At 50.6% G+C, this 16,177-nt stretch carries 15 protein-coding genes; 11 read left to right on the top strand and 4 right to left on the bottom strand.

Annotated elements, in window-relative coordinates; genetic code table 11:
- The first annotated feature begins 28 nt into the window (after positions 1-28).
- The 5 genes from AC8GE9_RS05635 to AC8GE9_RS05615 all read left to right on the top strand — a co-directional run bounded on the left by AC8GE9_RS05635 (position 29) and on the right by AC8GE9_RS05615 (position 5,731).
- Complete coding sequence (locus AC8GE9_RS05635; RefSeq protein WP_506676132.1) at positions 29-1,723, top strand: ABC transporter permease; 1,695 nt, start codon at positions 29-31, stop codon at positions 1,721-1,723.
- Positions 1,720-2,799: an ABC transporter ATP-binding protein gene (locus AC8GE9_RS05630; protein ID WP_506676131.1), complete on the top strand. Its 1,080-nt coding sequence runs from the start codon at positions 1,720-1,722 to the stop codon at positions 2,797-2,799. The genes AC8GE9_RS05635 and AC8GE9_RS05630 overlap by 4 nt, the downstream gene beginning before the upstream one ends.
- A 22-nt stretch (positions 2,800-2,821) precedes the next feature.
- A complete protein-coding gene (locus AC8GE9_RS05625; RefSeq protein ID WP_506676130.1) occupies positions 2,822-3,685 on the top strand; it encodes a methyltransferase domain-containing protein in 864 nt (287 codons plus the stop codon).
- A gap of 88 nt (positions 3,686-3,773) precedes the next feature.
- Positions 3,774-4,760: a Bug family tripartite tricarboxylate transporter substrate binding protein gene (locus tag AC8GE9_RS05620; protein WP_506676129.1), complete on the top strand. Its 987-nt coding sequence runs from the start codon at positions 3,774-3,776 to the stop codon at positions 4,758-4,760.
- A gap of 164 nt (positions 4,761-4,924) precedes the next feature.
- Positions 4,925-5,731 carry a class I SAM-dependent methyltransferase gene (locus AC8GE9_RS05615; protein ID WP_506676128.1) on the top strand — a complete coding sequence of 269 codons (807 nt, stop codon included), beginning with the start codon at positions 4,925-4,927 and terminating at the stop codon, positions 5,729-5,731.
- Positions 5,732-5,757: 26 nt separating this feature from the next.
- On the opposite strand, the gene AC8GE9_RS05610 is transcribed toward AC8GE9_RS05615, so the two are convergent.
- Positions 5,758-6,726: a Bug family tripartite tricarboxylate transporter substrate binding protein gene (locus AC8GE9_RS05610; RefSeq protein ID WP_506676127.1), complete on the bottom strand. Its 969-nt coding sequence runs from the start codon at positions 6,724-6,726 to the stop codon at positions 5,758-5,760.
- A gap of 108 nt (positions 6,727-6,834) precedes the next feature.
- Here AC8GE9_RS05610 and AC8GE9_RS05605 point away from each other — a divergent pair, with 108 nt between their 5' ends.
- Genes AC8GE9_RS05605 through AC8GE9_RS05585 form a run of 5 tightly spaced genes read left to right on the top strand, consistent with a single transcriptional unit; the run spans position 6,835 to position 11,650 of the window.
- Complete coding sequence (locus AC8GE9_RS05605; protein ID WP_506676126.1) at positions 6,835-7,698, top strand: methyltransferase domain-containing protein; 864 nt, start codon at positions 6,835-6,837, stop codon at positions 7,696-7,698.
- Between the two features lie 56 nt (positions 7,699-7,754).
- Positions 7,755-9,254 carry a class I adenylate-forming enzyme family protein gene (locus AC8GE9_RS05600; RefSeq protein WP_506676125.1) on the top strand — a complete coding sequence of 500 codons (1,500 nt, stop codon included), beginning with the start codon at positions 7,755-7,757 and terminating at the stop codon, positions 9,252-9,254.
- A gap of 32 nt (positions 9,255-9,286) precedes the next feature.
- A complete protein-coding gene (locus AC8GE9_RS05595) occupies positions 9,287-10,090 on the top strand; it encodes a citryl-CoA lyase (protein WP_506676124.1) in 804 nt (267 codons plus the stop codon).
- Positions 10,083-10,811 carry an SDR family oxidoreductase gene (locus tag AC8GE9_RS05590; protein WP_506676123.1) on the top strand — a complete coding sequence of 243 codons (729 nt, stop codon included), beginning with the start codon at positions 10,083-10,085 and terminating at the stop codon, positions 10,809-10,811. Before AC8GE9_RS05595 ends, AC8GE9_RS05590 begins: the two co-directional genes overlap by 8 nt.
- Complete coding sequence (locus AC8GE9_RS05585) at positions 10,808-11,650, top strand: SDR family NAD(P)-dependent oxidoreductase (RefSeq protein WP_506676122.1); 843 nt, start codon at positions 10,808-10,810, stop codon at positions 11,648-11,650. The genes AC8GE9_RS05590 and AC8GE9_RS05585 overlap by 4 nt, the downstream gene beginning before the upstream one ends.
- Here the strand turns inward: AC8GE9_RS05585 and AC8GE9_RS05580 are convergent.
- Genes AC8GE9_RS05580 through AC8GE9_RS05570 form a run of 3 tightly spaced genes read right to left on the bottom strand, consistent with a single transcriptional unit; the run spans position 11,647 to position 15,068 of the window.
- Positions 11,647-12,660: a Bug family tripartite tricarboxylate transporter substrate binding protein gene (locus AC8GE9_RS05580; protein WP_506676121.1), complete on the bottom strand. Its 1,014-nt coding sequence runs from the start codon at positions 12,658-12,660 to the stop codon at positions 11,647-11,649. The two genes, AC8GE9_RS05585 and AC8GE9_RS05580, sit on opposite strands and share 4 nt — an antisense overlap.
- 51 nt (positions 12,661-12,711) lie before the next feature.
- A complete protein-coding gene (locus AC8GE9_RS05575; RefSeq protein ID WP_506676120.1) occupies positions 12,712-14,061 on the bottom strand; it encodes an amidase in 1,350 nt (449 codons plus the stop codon).
- Positions 14,062-14,096: 35 nt separating this feature from the next.
- Entirely contained in the window at positions 14,097-15,068 is a 972-nt protein-coding gene (locus AC8GE9_RS05570; protein WP_506676119.1) for a Bug family tripartite tricarboxylate transporter substrate binding protein, read from the bottom strand.
- A 173-nt stretch (positions 15,069-15,241) separates the two neighbouring features.
- Between AC8GE9_RS05570 and AC8GE9_RS05565 the strand changes: the two genes are divergently transcribed.
- Positions 15,242-16,174 carry a LysR family transcriptional regulator gene (locus tag AC8GE9_RS05565; protein WP_506676118.1) on the top strand — a complete coding sequence of 311 codons (933 nt, stop codon included), beginning with the start codon at positions 15,242-15,244 and terminating at the stop codon, positions 16,172-16,174.
- Positions 16,175-16,177: the final 3 nt, after the last annotated feature.

The following is a 16,177-nucleotide window of genomic DNA, read 5'->3' as shown; positions in this document are numbered from 1 at the left end:
AGGCCCTTCGGGGCCTTTTTAAAGGTGCATGACAAACGTGAAGCGTAATCACCCCGGTCTGATCGCGATCGCAATCGCAATCGTCTTATTTTTATTTGTATTTTTAATCGGTCCGATTCTGACGGTCGTCTACACGGCCTTTAGCGATGGTCATGGCGGCTTCACGCTGACGCACTTTTTGGCCTTCGCCGAAATCTCACTGATGCGTGAGTCCTTTGCGAACAGTCTTTTCGTCGCTGGTATGACCGTTTTCTGGGCTACCATGATCGCCATTCCACTCGCCTATCTGACCATGCGGTTTCAGTTTCGCGGTGCGGTCCTGATTCAAACCCTTGGTGTCTTGCCCTTAGTCATGCCCGCCTTCGTGGGCGCGGCCGCTTTGCAGCTGATTTTTGGTCGCTCTGGCGCGGTCAACTTGATCCTAATGGACAATTTCGGCTTCAGTATTCCTGTCATGGAAGGATTAAAAGGTATTATTTTTGTTGAAACGCTTCACTATTTTCCATTTATTTTGCTCAACCTTTCCGCCTCACTGGCGACGATCGATTCTTCGATGGAAGAAGCAGGCCAAAACTTGGGGGCCTCAGGCTGGCGTCTTTTTAGAAAAGTTATTTTCCCGCTTGCCCTCCCCGGCTATATCGCGGGCGCGTCCTTGGTCTTCATCAAAGTGTTTGACGACCTGGGTACCCCGCTCGTCCTGAACGTCACCAATATGCTCGCGCCGCAAGCCTATCTGCGCGTGACTTCGATCGGTATCGAAGACCCCATCGGCTATGTGATCTGCGTCATCTTGGTTTTATTTTCGATCGCAGCCATGGCGGGCTCCTGGTGGTTTGTAAAACGTCGCGATTACGCGTTGGTATCGCGTGGTGGCGCCCAAGCGCCCAAACGCAAACTCACTGGCTGGCAAACGGCCTTGGCTTACGGTTGGATCTTCGGCATCCTGATGTTGGTGCTGTCGCCTCACCTCGGCATTTTGTTGATGTCGCTTTTTAAGGTGTGGAGCTTTAGCGTTCTGCCAGAGCAATTCACGCTTGTCCATTACGCGACAATCTTTACCGACGCAAAGCAAATGATCTGGAACACTATTCTGTATTGCGGACTAGCAGCCTTTATCGACATCATCATCGGTGGCGCCATCGCCTACATTGTGATCCGTACAACGATTCCTGGTCGTCAAATTTTGGATCATCTCGTGACCGTTGCGTTGGCCATGCCCGGCCTTGTGCTCGGCATCGGTTATCTACGCGCATTTCGCGGGATCGAGTTACCGTTTGGCGCAGGAGCACTCACTGCGAGCTGGGTGATTTTTGTCATTGCTTACTCTGTACGAAGACTGCCCTACGCGCTTCGCTCCTGTATGGCTGCACTGACTCAAGTGCACCCTGCTCTCGAAGAGGCTGCTGAAAACGTCGGTGCGGGTCGCTGGCGCACGATTCGTAAAATCGTCATTCCATTAATGATGGGAGGTCTTCTCGCAGGCTTTGTCACCAGCTTTATCACGGCTGCAGCTGAGATATCAGAAACGATCTTGCTCACAAGTAGGGAAAGCTTAGCCCCAATGTCTTATGGCATCTACTTGTATTTTCAGTCGATCGCGGGACGCGGTCCAGGCGCCGCGCTGAGCGTGGTTGCGATATCGATCGTCGCGCTCGGCACTTACATCACGCATCGCTTGGCTGCAACCGCCACACCCCACCAAAACGTTGGAAATCGAACATGAAATCGGTTGGTATCGAGATAAAAAATATCGCGTTGTCGTTTGGCTCCACTGCGGTACTCAAAGACATCACCCTGACGATTCAACCAGGTGAGTTCTTTGCGCTGCTTGGTCCGTCAGGTTCAGGCAAATCCACGCTTTTGCGTTTGATCGCAGGTTTCAATCAACACCAACGTGGCGAGCTGCTGATCGATGGCAAAGACGTGACGGGCACGCAGCCATGGTTGCGAAACGTTGGCATGGTGTTTCAAAACTACGCACTGTGGCCCCATATGACTGTGGCGCAAAACGTCGCATTTGGCCTAGAAGCGCGCAAACTTCCCCGCGCCGAGATTCGCACCAAAGTCGCCAGCGCGCTAGAACTCGTCGATATGGGTGAGCTCGCGAACCGTCGGCCCGGTCAACTTTCAGGTGGTCAACAACAGCGTGTGGCAATCGCGAGAACACTTGCGATCGAACCGCAGGTTTTGCTGCTTGACGAACCACTTTCAAACCTCGATGCCAAACTTCGCACACAGACACGCCAGGAGCTTGTTCAGTTGCAGCGCCGTCTTGGCATCACCACTATTTTCGTCACACACGATCAAGAAGAAGCGCTGACAACCTGTCATCGCATCGCCGTCATGGATCAAGGCGTGATTCAACAAGTGGGCTCGCCAATGGAGCTGTTTGATTTTCCTGTTAATCGCTTTGTCGCCCAATTCGTAGGCTCAGTCAATCTGTTTGCTGGTCGATTCATCACCGAAGGCGATCATCTACGGTTTGACTCTGCGACTCTCGGGATGCTGACACTACCAAAAGGCCTTGAACTGCAAAGCACCGACATGGATTTGGCTTTCCGACCGCACGCGGTACGTTTTGTCGAAAATGCTGAAACTGATTTACAAAATAACCTCGCACTGAAAGGTGAGATTGTGGATTCGGAGTTTTTAGGGGAATTCATTCGCTACGAAGTCCGCGTCGGTCAAGCAATGGTCAAAGCAGACATTCCTCACGCGCGTGGAGCATCACCTCTGCAAATAGGTGCTCAGATTCATTTGCGCATCCCCTCTCAAGAACTTAGATTTGTCACCGCTTAAACTGCCAACAGGATACCAAGCTATGCACTCACGTCGATCTACACTGAACGCCATACCCGCTCTATTGCTGACATTCGTTTTAATCGGTTGCGGGACAGTGGCACCTGTCGCCAATGAATACAAACCCACCATTGCTCAAGAAGGCAAAGATGTCATCTGGATACCGACACCGACAGGCCTTGCAGAGCGCATGCTCAAGAGTGCAAACGTCACGAAAAATGACCTCGTCTACGATCTCGGCGCAGGTGATGGGAAAATCGCGATCCTAGCGGCAAAGCAATTTAATGCAACCGCGATCGGTATCGAGTTCAACCCCGATATGGCTGATTACGCGAGAAAAAATGTCCAACTTGCCGGCGTATCCAACAAGGTCAGCATCATCACTGGGGATATTTTCAAAGAAGACTTTTCCAAAGCCACCGTTGTGACGCTCTATCTCCTACCTGCGCTCAACATCAGGTTAAGGCCCACGATTCTTGCTATGAAACCCGGGACACGTGTGGTCTCCAACACCTTCACGATGGGCAATTGGACGGCCGATCAGACCGTGCAAAGCGATAGCGGCCATATGGGTTATCTATGGATCGTGCCCGCCAAAGTCGAAGGTAGCTGGACAATCTCTGGTCTACCAGGTTTATCAAACAGCCATTCTTTGCGTTTGAGCATCTTGCAGCAATATCAAGAAATCACAGGTACGCTTGAAGTCCCAGGTAGGACGAACAGTATCTCGATCAAGGGCAGACTGAACGGCGATCAAATCAGTTTTGAATACCGAGATCAAACGGGTGTGCTGAGAAGCTTTGTTGGTAGCGTTGAAAACAATATGATCAAGGGATCCGTGAAAGGCGATCCATCCATCACCATTTCAGCTAAAAAAACCTCTTAAATGGTGCCTTATCCTCACGTATACTCGGCATTGGATGATTCAAATACTCATGCGCTTTTCAAACAAATCAGGCACTTAGGAGATCCTTTTGATCAACGCCAAACTTAAACGCTACGCTTCGGCCTTCGCACTTGGTATGCTTTCTGTGGGCGCAACCCTTTCCGCCCAGGCACAAACAGCCGCTAATTACCCAGACCGTCCCGTCAAAATCATGGTGGGTTTCACCGCTGGCGGTACAACAGACGTTATCGCACGCGCGATCGCCAACGAATTGCCCAGCCGCATGAAGGGTGCCAATTTCATCGTTGAAAATAAACCCGGTGCGGGCGGCAATATTGGAACTGCTGATATTGTCAAAGCGGCTCCCGATGGTTACAGCATTTTGATGGCCTCAGTCGGTCCCTTGACGATCAACCCCTCCTTGCAAAAGCTAGCCTACGATCCCCTCAAGGATTTGGTACCCATTATTTTGGTCGCCGACGTTCCTAACGTGTTGGTCGTCAATCCTGATAAAGGGATCAAAAACTTCAAGGATTTCGAAGCCTGGGTCAAAGCTAACCCTGGCAAGCTGAATTACGCCTCGACAGGTGTCGGTACGTCCGCGCACTTGTCGAGCTTTATGTTGATGCAGCGTATCGGTGTCGACGCACAACATATTCCTTACAAAGGTGCCGAAGCATTGAATGACTTGTTAGCGGGTCGCACTGACTTTATGTTCGCAACAATTCCTTCGGTCATTACACCCATCAAAGCTGGCAAACTGATCCCGATCGCCGTATCCAGCCTAGAGCGTTCACGCTCCATGCCCGACGTTCCAACGATCGCCGAGAATGGCTTTCCCGGCTACTCTTCTGGCTCATGGTTTGGTCTACTGGCACCTAAAGGCACTCCTCAGGCAATCATTGACAGGCTAAACAAAGAAGTTAACGCTGTCATGCCGAACCTTGAGCAGCGTTTTATCATTGCGGGTGCGGATCCTGTTGGCAAGACACCTGAGTACTTCGCAGAGTTCATGGCTAAGGAAACCGCTAAATGGAAAAAAGTAGTAGAGGACTCCAACGCGGCTCAAAAGTAAGTATTTAGCTGCTTAACGCGCTTCATCTATCAAACAGGCATCCCCGCGAACAGGGATGCCTGTTTTTTTTAATCAATTTTTAAATGATCACTGTGTCTAAAGAGCCCCTTCTGAGATCCTTCCCGCGCTTACCCTTTCGAGGTGTAGGCATAATCGCTGCGCTGATGATGAGCCTTGCCGCTGGATGCACCACGCAACATGCTGGCACGGATCAGTATCAACCCCTTATGGCTCAACGCGGCAAAGACGTGATGTGGATGCCGACTCCAAACGCGATCGTGACAAAAATGCTAGAAACAGCTCGAGTCACCTCGGTTGATCTTGTCTACGATCTGGGTGCAGGCGATGGAAAAATACCTATCGAAGCGGCACGTCACTTTGGCGCCAGAGCTGTTGGAATTGAATACAACCCGGATATGGCTGCACTTGCGAGACGAAACGCTCAACAAGCAGGCGTAAGCGATCGGGTCACGATCGTGACGGGTGATATTTTCAAGGAAGACTTCTCAAACGCTACTGTTGTCACGCTTTATCTCCTAACTGATCTTAATATCAAACTTATGCCAACTCTTTTGAAGATGAAGCCCGGTACACGTGTTGTTTCCAACACTTTTGCGATGGGCGCATGGATCCCGGATGAAGTTGTTCTGACCAACGGTGAGTCTTCTGGATACTTTTGGATTATTCCCGCAAGAGTCGAAGGCAAATGGTCAGTGACGGGACTTCCCGGTTTTGAAAATGCGCAATTGAATATTGTTCAAAAGAATCAAAAATTCGATGCACAGTTAGCGTTGACAGAAAAAAACATACAACGCATCGAGGGTGGGCTTCGAGGATCGCGCATAAACTTTGAATATCTCGATACCGACGGCAAGCTTATGCGTTTTGTCGGCGAAGTTGGAACGAACACAATACACGGTTCTATTCAGCAACAACCAAACAGCGTCGTCACTGCGAAAAGAATACAGTAAACGACGCTGAGTAAAACTTTTTAAATTTACTTGAGGCTGATGTTGGCTTCTTTGATGATCTTGGACCAACCCGCGGCCTCAGATTGCACCAGTTCGCCGAGTCCTGCGGGCGTGCTGTAACGGACATCCAAGCCCTGAGGGCTTAACTTTGCAGCGAGTTCAGAATTTGCCAAGACTTTTTTCAGGGCAGCATTAAGCTTGTTGATTGTTTCAGCAGGTGTGCCCGCGGGTGCAAACAATCCATACCAGGTGGTATACCCAAACTCCGCAAGGCCCGCCTTTGAAATTTCGGGAATCCCCATTTTTTCTGCGCCAGCACTCGCGCCGCTCATGCCGATTGCGACAACAGCCCCACGATCCATCAGCGGCTTCAGTGAGGGCATGCTACTAAACAAGGCCTGCACTTCGCCAGAGGCTAAATCAGCAATCACTTGCGATGTGCCTTTGTAGGGAATGTGTACAGCATCAATCTTGGCTTGGGACTTGAACATTTCCATCCCCAAGTGAGCTGCCCCACCTGCACCCGCCGAACCGAAATTCAATTTCCCTGGATTTGCTTTCGCATAATTAATCAGGCCTTGGACGGATTTAACACCGATTTTTGAGGTCACAACCAAGACATGTGGACTCGTCGAGACCAACCCCACGGGTGCCAATTGCTTGGTCACCGCAGCAAACTTATCGCTCAATAAGGGATGGATCACCACCGTACCGGATGCGGCAAACAATAAGGTATATCCATCCGCCGTTGCACGACCCATATTGTTGAGTGCGACCACGCCGGAGCCACCAGGCTGATTTTCAACAATCACAGGCTTGCCAAGGTCATCAGCCATCAAACGGGCCACTTCACGCGCCACAAGGTCTGCCGGACCGCCCGCAGCGAACGGCACGACGAATGAAATCGACTTTGAGGGAAAGCTTTGCGCCTGCAATGGACTTGTCAGTGACAGTGCTGCGAAAGCCGTGGCCAAAAAACATAATCCGAAACGCATAAAAGATATCTCCATGTCATCAAAAACCGCTGGACAATTTAACCTCATAACCCCTAGCATAACCCTCACTGCTGTCCTTTATGACAACCTTTACTCGGAGCCATTGCAATGTTTCAACACATTTTGTTCGGACACCCCCTCAGAAAGCTTGTATCCACGACGGCCGCAATAGGATTTTTATTGATCTCGGGCACAGCACACTCCCAGTCAGATAAAAAAACCTACGAACCAACAGTCGCTCAAGCGGGCAAGGATGTGATCTGGGTCCCCACACCCAATGATTTGGTCGTCAAAATGCTTGAAACCGCCAAAGTCAATTCGAATGACGTGGTCTATGACCTCGGTGCCGGTGACGGCAAGATTCCGATCCAAGCCGCTCGTCAATTTGGCGCTCGCGCGGTTGGCATCGAATTCAATCCAGACATGGCGAACTTGGCCCGACAAAACGCTCAACGCGCGAATGTCTCCGATAAAGTCACCATCGTCACGGGTGATATTTTCGAAGAAGATTTTTCAAATGCGACGGTGGTGACGCTTTATCTTTTGACGACGCTCAATATGAAACTTAAACCGACCATCCTCGATATGAAACCCGGTACACGAGTGGTCTCTAACTCCTTTATGATGGGCTCATGGGAGCCTGATGAAATCGTTAATTCTGAAGGTGGGGGTCGAGGCTATTATTGGGTCGTCCCTGCCAAGGTGCAAGGTGAATGGTCAGTCACAGGTTTACCAGGCATCACGACGGCGAAATTAAGTCTTCAGCAAAAATTTCAAAAAATAGAAGGGACACTAACCTTTGGCGACAACCGCACGCAACGCGTCACGGGCAAACTCAATGGCTCTCAATTGACCTTGACGTATATCGATGCCAAAGATAAGCCCCAAACCTTTGTCGGTGAAGTGGCTGGAAAAAAAATCAATGCCAGCTTGAAGGATGCGCCAACGACCGTGATTGCAGCGAAAAGATAAACTCACAAGTATGTATTCAAAGCGATATTATTCAACGAACATAACAGGAAATACTGGTGTATCCAATTGACTTTTTTTTTAGGGCTTCAAAGTTATATCCTGAACGTATCGCTCTACAAAGCAGGACACTAACGCTGACCTATCGAGAGCTCGCTTCAAAAGTCAACGCTCTCGCTTCAGCGCTTCAAGCTATCGACCCGCAACCTCAAACACGTGTCGCGATCTGCGCCGCCAACACAGTCGACCACGCCACGGCTATTCTCGCCGTTCTTGCCGCAGGCAAAGTTTGGGTTCCACTCAATGCCCGCAGTACCGCCTCTGAAATCAAGCGGATTACTGACACCATCGAACCCTCCATCGTCATGTCAGATGCAAAAGGCGCCGAACTGCTCGAAGCCAGCTCCGCCACATGGCTACGACTGGATGATAGCGGTACGGTTCCCAATCAAAGCGTTGAATACTGGATCGTACGTCATGCAGGTCAAGTACCCAGCACCAACGAAGCCGGTGAAAACGCGACCCAAGCCATTAAGTTCACAGGTGGTACGACCGGTCTGCCCAAGGGTGTGATGCAGCCCTATCGCGCCTGGACGGCCGGCATCATCAATCAGGTCAGTGGCTGGCAAATCACGTCAGACGATTGTTTTGTCGTGACTGCTCCGGTGACGCACGGCACCTCCACCTATCTGCTGCCCATGCTCGCCGAAGGTGCTAAGCTTTTATTCCTCGACAAGACGGATCCCGCCTCTGTCATCCAAGCATTCCGCGAGCAAGGCGGCACGATGAGTTTTATGCCCCCTACGCTTATTTATATGGTGATGGCGCATCCCGGTGTTTCACGTGCAGATTTTCCTAAGCTGCGCAATCTGATTTATGGCGGTGCGCCGATGCCTGCCGAGAAAGTCGATCAGCTCAGGACCTTCTTTGGTGAGGTTGTCGGTACGACCTACGGGCAAACTGAAGCACCTCAAATCGTCACAATGATGCGCCCGAGTAGCTTCAAGGATCCTCTGAACCGGGGCTCAGTCGGTCGTTGCACCTGGCTGTCTGACATGGCGATTATGTCGCCCGATGGCAAAATTTTGTCCGAGGGTGAAATGGGAGAAGTCGTCGTGCGTGGACATCTGGTGATGACCGGCTACTGGCGCTTGCCAGAAAAAACCGCCGAAACGATTGTCGATGAGTGGCTGCACACTGGCGATGTCGGTTTGATTGATGAACGCGGCTATCTCTTTCTCAAAGATCGGATCCGCGATGTCATCATCACCGGCGGCTTTAACATCTACCCGACGGATGTCGAAAACGTCTTGTCGCAGCACGATGCTGTATACGAATGCGCAGTCTTTGGTATGCCCGATGAAAAATGGGGTGAGGCCGTTCATGCCGCAGTACAACTTCATCCAGGCGTGAAATGCGAACCTGAGGACTTGATTGCGCATGTCAAAACAGCCCTGGGCTCAGTCCATGCGCCCAAAAAGATTCATTTCCTTGATCAATTACCTCGCTCCTCTGTGGGTAAAGTACTAAAAACAGCTATCCGCGAACTTTTAAACTAAAAAACGACCATCTTAAAAAAGAAAATTTGATCATGTCTTCCAATATAAAAAAATTAACGCCCACAACAAAACTTTGCACGCACACCTTAACAAGCATGAACTACCGAGATGCGGATTTAGTCGAAGATCTGATCGGTAAAAAAACATTCTCCGAAGTGATGTTCATGCAAATTCTTGGCCGTGAACCAAGAGCTGTGGATATGCGCATCATGGACGCCGTGCTGATCACCTTGATGGAGCACGGTTTCACACCCAGCGCGATCGCCACTCGCATGATTTACATGAGCGCACCAGAAAACCTGCAAGGTGCAGTTGCCGCAGGCTTGATGGCGGTAGGCAGTCAGTTTGTTGGTACGATGGAAAACAACGCCGTCATTTTGCAACAAATCGTCGACTCAGCCGAACCAGAAAAATTTACCGAAAACCTGGTGATGGAAATCCGCAAAAACAAGCAAAACCTACCAGGCTTTGGTCATCACCTACATAAACCCGATGATCCACGCTCAATCAAACTACTCGCGCTGACAGAAGCAGAATCCGAACTCGAGCAAAAATATGTGGGTGCCCTACGCTTACTCTCCGCGACCGTCGATCGGGTCTACGGTCGCCACATCACGATCAATGCAACAGGAGCTGTTGCCGCGATGCTCGGAGAAATCGGGATTCCTTCCAAACTCATGCGCGGCTTTGCCGTCATCTCACGTGCCGCGGGACTTGTTTCCCACATCGCCGAGGAACAACAAGATCCGGCCGGTCGATTTATCTGGGATACGATCGATGAAATGATTCCCTATGTAGGCAATGGCCCTGGCACCGGAGGTAAAGCATATGACTGAACGCAGCGTACTCGTCACAGGCGGCAGCGGCGGTATCGGCCGCGCCATCATCACCCGTTGCATCGCAGACGGATACTCCATTATCAATCTCGATCGCGTCGCCCCCAAGACCTTGCTCAAAGGTGAAACGCATTACCAAGCAGACTTGACTGATGCGCAAGCGACGCGTGATATTTTGCAGCGCATTACGCGTGACCATCAAGTGCTGCGTGTGGTCAATAACGCAGGATTCATTCGACCCGGTACACTCGAAGACGCCACACTCGAAGATTTCGATGCGGTCTGCGCCTTGAATCTGCGTGCGCCCATGCTCGTCGCGCAAGGACTACAGCCCGGGATGCAAGCTGCCCGGTTTGGGCGCATCATCAACATTTCGAGTCGTGCCGCACTCGGCAAAGAACTGCGTACTGTTTACTCAGCTACCAAAGCGGGCCTGCTCGGGATGACGCGGACCTGGGCCCTCGAGCTCGCACCTTATGGCGTGACGGTCAATGCGATTGGTCCCGGACCGATTGCCACGGAGCTATTTCTCTCTGGCAACCCTCCAGACTCACCTAAAACAAAAAAAATCTTGGAGTCGATTCCACTCAAGAGGATGGGTGAGCCTGATGATATCGCCCATGCCGTCGCTTCTCTAATTGATGATCGGGCTGGCTATATTACTGGTCAAGTTCTTTACGTCTGTGGAGGATTGACTGTTGGCTTAGGTCAGGTCGCATGAGCTATTCAACTCTCCTTGACTCGCAGCTTCCCATCCGTACCGAAAGACTCAAGGGACGCGTGGCTTTGATTCTGGGCGCAGGTACTAGTGCACCGGGCATCAGTATTGGCAAGGCTAGCTCCATCGCCATGGCCTGTGCTGGCGCTTCGGTGGCCGCACTTGATTTCAATCTTGCTGCAGCCCAAGAAGTTGAACAAGAAATTAAATCACTCGGCGCTCAGGCCATCGCTTATCAAGCTGACGTCGCGAACTTCGAGGCGATGCAAGTCGCCATCGATCGTGTCATGCACGATTTTGGTCGTATCGACATCATGCAAATCAATGCAGGCATTGGTCGCGTAGGAGGTCCTGCCGAAACCTCTCTCGAAGACTGGGACCGCATTCAAAAGGTCAACGTCGAAAGTATTTTGATCGCTGCCAAGCTTGTCGCTCCCATCATGGTCAAGCAAGGCTCTGGCTCAATCATTGGCGTCTCCTCGGTGGCGGGTATGCGCTATCTTGGCTATCCCCATCTTGCCTACAGCGTCACCAAAGCCGCCGTCACGCACTTTATTAAAATGCTCGCGCAGCAATATGCCATCGATGGGATCCGAGCCAACACGATTGTTCCTGGCTTGATTGATACGCCGCGTATTCAGAAAAACGTGGCAAAAGTATTTGATGCGAACGCCGACATGGACAACACACGTCGGGCTCGGGATCAACAGGTTCCCATGGGACGCATGGGAACACCTTGGGAGGTCGCCTCCGTCGCAACTTTTCTGGCCTCCGATGATGCGTCTTATATTACGGGGACAGAAATCGTCGTCGACGGCGGACTGACAGGCAAGTTTGTTTAGTTTGTACTCATTGGAGTTTTGTCGACGACCTTACCCCATCGTTCTACTTCGAGCACAATAAAATCGCTGAGCTCTTTGGGGGTGCTTGTCATGGGCATGGCACCCTCTTTCTCAAAACGCTGACGCAGCTCAGGTGACTTCATCGCCTGAATGATCGCAGCGTTCAGTCTTGCGACGACTGCGTCGGGTGTGCCTTTGGGTGCAAGGACGGCGTTCCATGTGCTGATGTCATAGGTCGGCAGACCCGCAGCTTCAGCAATTGTTGGAACATTCGGCAACTGTCCGGAGCGCTTCTTTGTCGTCACGCCCAGAGCGATCAACTTACCAGCCACGACGTGAGGCAAGGCACCCGGTACAGTGGCGAAGGTCATTTGTGTCTCGCCAGCAAGCACTGAAGTGTTGGCAGGGTTACCGCCCTTGAACGGAATATGCTCGATCTTGATTTGTGTCGCATCGTTAAACACAGCGGCCGCCAAATGGCCAGGCGAGCCGTTGCCACTGGAAGCATAATTCAGCTTACCCGGATTCTTTTTCGCGTATTCGATCAATTCTTTGATGGACTTCACTGGCAAACTTGGATTGATGACCAGCATCAAAGGAATGGAGGCGACCATCGAAACCGGCGCAAAATCCTTGATTGGATCGAACGGCAATTTGCCACGATACAGCGCAGGATTAATCCCGTGACTTGCGACCGTAGCCATATAGAGGGTGTAACCATCAGGCTTAGCTTGGGAGACGAATGCTGCACCAATGTTGCTCGCAGCACCCGGCTTGTTATCGACGATGATGGTTTGACCCAAAATCTTACCTAGTTGCTCGCCCAACGAACGCGCCAGGATATCGGTCGTGCCACCAGCGGCATAACCCACCACAAGGCGAATCGGAGCGTTTGGATAAGCCTGCTGGGCCTGAGCGCCCGACATACCGAAGGTCATCGCCACGGCAGATAAGGCACCCGCTGCCCACTTCACTGAGCGAACCAAGGGAGTAGAGCGATTGTTTTGCATGAGTGTCTCCACGAAAAACTGAACTATACCCAAACTTGGCTGTAAATGGGGTCAGCGCAGCATTTCATCGATCCATTGTGCATGTGCACAAAGATCTCTATCCCGTTGCTCTAAATGAAACAATTGAATTCCGAAGGGCAAACTATCTACATTTAATTTTGGCAAGGTCACGGCAGGGAATCCCACTAAGTTCGCAAAAGATGGAAACGTGCGGCTTCCCGTGTACTCCAAACCAACTGGAGCAGGTCCGGACGACGCGGGCAACAGGAAGCCATCCGCATTCAACTCCTTAGCCACAAGCGTCATTTGTCGCTGCAAGTCTCGCCGCATCTGCAGCAGATCTGCATAATCCGCTCTTGACATCGTTTGTGCTTGCTCGACCATCCGGTGAATACGCGGTCCGATCTTTTCGCCGTAACGCTCAACATAATCCTGAAACGGCCACTGCATTTCATAGACCACAATTTCCAGTGCTCGATCCAGACACGACTCCAGTGTTTCTTCTAGCTTTTCAAGGACTTTGTGCGTATGACGGTCAAGTATGCGAATACCCGCTTTAGATAACTGAAGAACAATATCATCGAAGGCTTGATGCGCAGAGGCTTGCATCTCGCCCCACCCGCGGGTGTAGAGTCGTATCAGATTCGCCGGCTTAGAGGGAATAAGTGGCTCATCAGCACCTTGCATGAACGGATAACCTGAGCCACCCACCGACAACGCAATTCTGGCGGCTGTATCCCAAACATCATCTACCGATGCGCCGATCACGCCAACATGATCACTCGTTGGAGACATAACATGCACACCCTCCATTCTGAATGCACCATATGTTGGCTTGAAGGCATACGCGCCGCAATACGAAGCTGGGCGTAAGGTTGATGCTTGTGTCTGCGTTGCCAGCGCTACAGGCAGCATGCCTGCACCTACCGCAGCTGCAGAACCGCTTGACGAACCTCCAGGCGTTCGCGACACATCGAAAGGATTGGTTGTCTGTCTTGACGAGCCAATTGCAAACTCTGTCGTGACCGTTTTGCCAACGATGACCGCCCCACCACTTCTTAAGGCGTGCACACACGCGGCATCGTGAGGCGTTTGATAGTTTACATAAGCGGGTGAACCCATTTGCGTAGGAAAGTCACACGTTGCAATAATGTCTTTGATGCCTACAGGGCACCCGTCTACCAGCGACAAAGGTTGCCCTGCAAGATAGCGCGCCGTGGACACATCCGCAGACCGCCTTGCCGACTCAATATCCATAGCGACAAATGCCTGGACAGCAGGTTCGAACTTTGCAATGTTTTCCAGGCACTCTTCAAGTAAGTCACGGGGTGTGGACTGGCCTGAAAAAAACGCCTTTCGCCTGTGAGAAAAAGAAACCAGTCTAGGATTTTTCCAAGTCATGAATCATTCGCCCCTGCGTGATGTAAGTCAAAGAATTAGTCTGTTTTCGCACCAGATTTCTGAATGATACCTTTGTACATCTGAACGTCTTTCACAATTTTTTCCGCAAAATAAGTTGGTGTAGAAGCAACCTCTAACATTCCCTGTTGCTTAATTTTTTCACTGATCTGCGGCGATTTCATCACGAAAATTAAGTCCGAATTTAATTTTTTAACGATCGCAGGAGACATGCCCGCAGGACCAAGAAAGCCGAGCCATGTCGAGAGGTCAAACCCAACAAATCCGGACTCAATCATCGTAGGTGCTTCAATAAAACCACGCTTAGCAGTCGTTAAGGCCAACGGGCGCACTCTACCTGAACTAATGTAAGCCATCACTGAAGGCAGCGTTGCAAAAGTCATCTGCACATGACCCGCTAGCAAATCAGCAATCACTGCACCGCCACCTTTATAAGGAACATGTAAAACATCAACGCCAGCAGACTGTTTAAAAAGCTCTGCTGCCAAATGGCCGCCTGTGCCATTTCCGGGTGAGGCGTAATTAATTTTTGTCTTGTTTTCCTTGATTAATGCGACAAGTTCAGCCACTGAATTCGCCTTCACGCTGGGGTGCACAACCAAGACATTGGGCAACTCAACCGCCAGAGTAATGGGCGTGAAATCTTTTTCAACATTAAAAGGTAGCTTGTTTGTCATCCCTGGGCTGATAACAAAAGCACTACTTGTAAGAAGCACGGTGTAACCATCAGGCTCAGCGCGCGCAACAATTTCAGCGCCAATATTGCCACTTGCGCCGGGGCGATTTTCCACAACCACGGGTTGTCCCCAACGCTCAGTCAAACTCACGCTCATTGTCCGGGCCAATAAATCTGCGCCACCACCCGGTGCAAACGGCACTACGATTTTTACAGGTTTATCAGGAAACTTCTGCGCCTGTACGACCGAACTACCCAACCCCGTGAGTAGAATGACACCAAGCGCCAAGAAATGCTTTATTTTTATCATCATTATTCTCCAGTATTTGTATATGTATTGCTACTGTGACATTCGCTTTTAGTGTGTACTACCAGTATGTTCGATGCAATTTAAATGTGTTTAAACATGGGTTAGTCTTTGGTTAAAACAGCTTTCATAATGCCCGATTTCCGATCCATTATCGATACTTTTTCACAAACAAGGGAATGAAGACACATCACCCGCACGCCGGATCAGCACAACTCATTAGTTATTTTGATCTGGTCGACTTCAGACTCCTCCTTCATGTTGCGGAGACGCTGAGCCTTTCGAGAGGTGCAGAACTCTCCAATATGTCAGCGCCTGCCGCGAGCACCAGAATCAAAAAAATTGAAGAGGTGTTGGGCACAAAACTTTTTGTTCGAAATTCGCATGGCTTATCGCCAACACCTCTAGGTCTAAGTGTATTGACAAATGCGAAGAAAATCCTTTCTCAGTTTGAAAACATGCTCGGGGAATTGAGCGCAACGTTGAATTTGATGAAAGGTGACATTCGACTGCATGCAAACACCCTGTCAACGCATGGCTCAATGCCTAATGTGTTGCAGCGCTACCTTCTACAATATCCTGAGATTAATATAATATTACAGGAACATGCCTCTTCAAATATCACTCGATCACTTGTTAGTGGAGAGGCAGATATCGGCATCTTGGCATCAGAAACTCGAAGCGACAGACTCGAATATCTCCCTTACAGCAAAGAGCGACTTGTGCTCGTCACACCGCTCTCGCACCCTCTTTGCAATACGTCCTCACTTCATTTTCACCAAACACTAGGTGCTGATTTTATCGGGTTGCCAGAGCACGCTGCGCTTCAGCATTTCATCATGCGGGTCGCCCGTGACGAGGGTGCATCGATAAAGCTGCGCATTCAGGTCAACAATTTTGATGCGCTCTGCAAGCTCGTAGAGTCTGGCATTGGTATAGCAGTCATACCTGAAGCCATTGCAATATCTCAAGCTCGCACACGCCGCATCGCAATTGTGACCCTCCTTGATCAATGGGCCGTACGCGAGCTCAACATTGCGCTGCGCAAAGGTGAACCACCCTCACTACCCGTCCAACGACTGATTGATACGTTGCTGGAGCGCCATCTATAAAAT

Source organism: Zwartia lucis, assembly GCF_965234455.1.
GTDB lineage: Bacteria > Pseudomonadota > Gammaproteobacteria > Burkholderiales > Burkholderiaceae_B > Zwartia > Zwartia lucis.
Note: the sequence above shows the minus strand (reverse complement) of the source record. Positions and strands in the feature narration are given on the sequence as shown.